Origin of the sequence: Sphingobacterium faecale (assembly GCF_016746095.1) — a bacterium.
GTDB lineage: Bacteria > Bacteroidota > Bacteroidia > Sphingobacteriales > Sphingobacteriaceae > Sphingobacterium > Sphingobacterium faecale.
Genome location: NZ_JAERTY010000028.1, coordinates 1 through 2,261, shown reverse-complemented (window position 1 = coordinate 2,261; position 2,261 = coordinate 1). Strand labels below are relative to the sequence as shown.

The window sequence follows — 2,261 nt, the reverse complement described above, 5'->3', positions numbered from 1 at the left end:
GTATCCGGCCTATAAACTACAGGTGGGCTTATTTTTGAAGTTCTGCGGATAAAGGTCCTTTAAGTTTTTATGGTTTATGGACATGATGTTTTCCAAGGCGTATTTGAGCCATTGAAAAGGATTTACCTCATGCTTTTTGCAGATAGCGAAGAAGGAATATATCATTGCTGAACGCTGTGCCGCTTCATGACTTCCTGCAAAGAGCCAGTTTTTGCGACCGAGGGCTACAGGTCTTATAGCGTTCTCCACAAGATTATTGTCAATAAGCAGCCTTCCATCATACAGGTATGCTGATAGTGCATCCCATCTGGCGTATGCATAGGCCATAGCTTTACCGATTTGACTTTTAGGGAGTGTGCTTTTTATCTCTTCAAAGATCCATTTGCCCAGCTCGTTGATAACAGGTAAGGATTCGGTCAATCGAAGTTCTTTGGTCTGCTCTGCGCTTAGATTTTCCTGTTTGGATTTCCGCTCAATGGCATAAAGCTTCTGGATCATTAGCAATGCTTTTTCCGCTCTTTCTTTATCGTTATCCAGTGCTTTCTCAAACTCACGCCGTGCATGTGCCCAGCAAGCTAGATGTGTTACTTCTTTCTTTTTAGCATACTTGTCATAGACTGCATAGCCGTCTGTCTGGAGATAACCTTTGAAGTTACCAAGCATGGGTACAGCGGCAATGCCACCACGGGAAGGGTTATAATCGAACAGCACCGTTTTATCCAAAGGCGAATGGTAGACCCAAAAATAACCCTGATGGGCAGCGCCTTTTTTATCGCTATCCAGTACTTTTATTGGAGTCTCATCGACCTGTAAATAGCCCTGTACTTTAGTGTCGAAAACGAGTTTTTCATAGAGTGGTTCCAATTTTTCTAATGCCTGTCTGGTCCATCCTTCGATGGTTGAGGAAGGGATCTGTATGTTTTCCCTTGCAAAGATCTGCTTCTGTCGGTATAGCGGGAGATGATCCATATACTTAGCGGTAAGGATCATCGCTAGCAGACCTGATCCTGGGATCCCTTTATCGATTACTCGTTCGGGAAGTTCGGCGATGGCTACGGCAGATTTATCTTTAGCAGCATATTTATAACGGATGTAACGCTTGATGTAGAACTTAGCAGGCTCACACTCCAATTCTTCGGTAATTTCTTTACCGATACAAATCATTTGGGATAGGTCCCCCTCTGGGTGGATCTCGACTTCTTTTACAGGGAGGTGCGCAGGTAATTTGGCGCGTCCTTTATGATTAGGACGTTTACGTGTATACTCGATCTTTTCTTTGATTTCCTCCTGTTGCTGTACAACTTCGGCTGGATCTGCTTCAAAGGGGAGCATGGTCTGATTTGGATCGCCTTCGAAGCGCTCGCGCTTCTGTCCGAACTGCATACGCTTGTACATGGCAAGCTGTGACTTTAGGTAATCTATCTCTTCGTCTTTTTTTGAGGTATCTTGAGAAAGGGACTTTATCAATTCATCACGACTGGAAATGACCTTGATCAGGTCTTCTTTTGAGAGATTTTCCAGCGCTGTTTCCATAGTGTAAATATACGAAAAAACGGCTTTTATCCTATTATAGACCGCTTTTAAGTCAAAGAAAAACGTCTTTTCTGAATACTTTTCACCACCTGTATACCCTCGACCATCAGTACCAGATCGCTCCAGGACAGTTCTCCATTTTTAACATGGGGTGCTACAAAAGTTCCGCTTTCCAAACGTTTATAATATAACACAAACCCACCTTTTTCCCAGTGCAGCAGTTTCATATGTGTGCGGCTACGGTTCAAAAATACAAACACTTCACCGCTGATGGACTGTCGGTTCATTCCCGAACTAATAAGCCCACAAAGTCCATCAAATGATTTCCTCATATCGCAGAAGCCATCATAAAGATAGAATCGGTGCGATGAACTCAGCGCAAACATCAGTACAGACGGATCAGCTGTGATAAAAGGGCTAGATCATTTTCGGTCTTTATACGCACACCATTGGGGTAAATAATCTCAACATCGCTCTTTCTTGGCGTCTTATCGATTCTTATAAAGCTATCTCTTCTGAATTCTGTTTCTTTACTGAGCGAAAACCAATAGTAAAAGGTCGCTTCCTTGATGCCTTTTTCAGAGCAATATGCCTTCTTGCTTTTGCCGCTCTGCTGCCACTCCGATATCATCGATAGCATATGCTCTCGTTTTTCCTGATTGTTGTTCATGGTACAAAATTAATTACCAAGGCAAACTATGTCAATATGTGTTTCATAGGGTGGATAC

The 2,261-nt window shown here is 42.9% G+C and carries 3 protein-coding genes; all 3 read right to left on the bottom strand.

The features are described from left to right. Positions 1 to 9: 9 nt before the first annotated feature. Genes tnpC through tnpA form a run of 3 tightly spaced genes read right to left on the bottom strand, consistent with a single transcriptional unit; the run spans position 10 to position 2,203 of the window. The gene (gene tnpC, locus JKG61_RS22685; protein WP_202105290.1) at positions 10 to 1,533 is read right to left on the bottom strand and encodes an IS66 family transposase; all 1,524 of its coding nucleotides are present in this window, start codon (positions 1,531 to 1,533) and stop codon (positions 10 to 12) included. A 47-nt stretch (positions 1,534 to 1,580) separates the two neighbouring features. Further along, a complete protein-coding gene (tnpB, locus tag JKG61_RS22680) occupies positions 1,581 to 1,919 on the bottom strand; it encodes an IS66 family insertion sequence element accessory protein TnpB (RefSeq protein WP_262896223.1) in 339 nt (112 codons plus the stop codon). After that, a complete protein-coding gene (gene tnpA / locus JKG61_RS22675) occupies positions 1,919 to 2,203 on the bottom strand; it encodes an IS66 family insertion sequence element accessory protein TnpA (RefSeq protein WP_237249591.1) in 285 nt (94 codons plus the stop codon). Before tnpA ends, tnpB begins: the two co-directional genes overlap by 1 nt. Positions 2,204 to 2,261 lie beyond the last annotated feature (58 nt).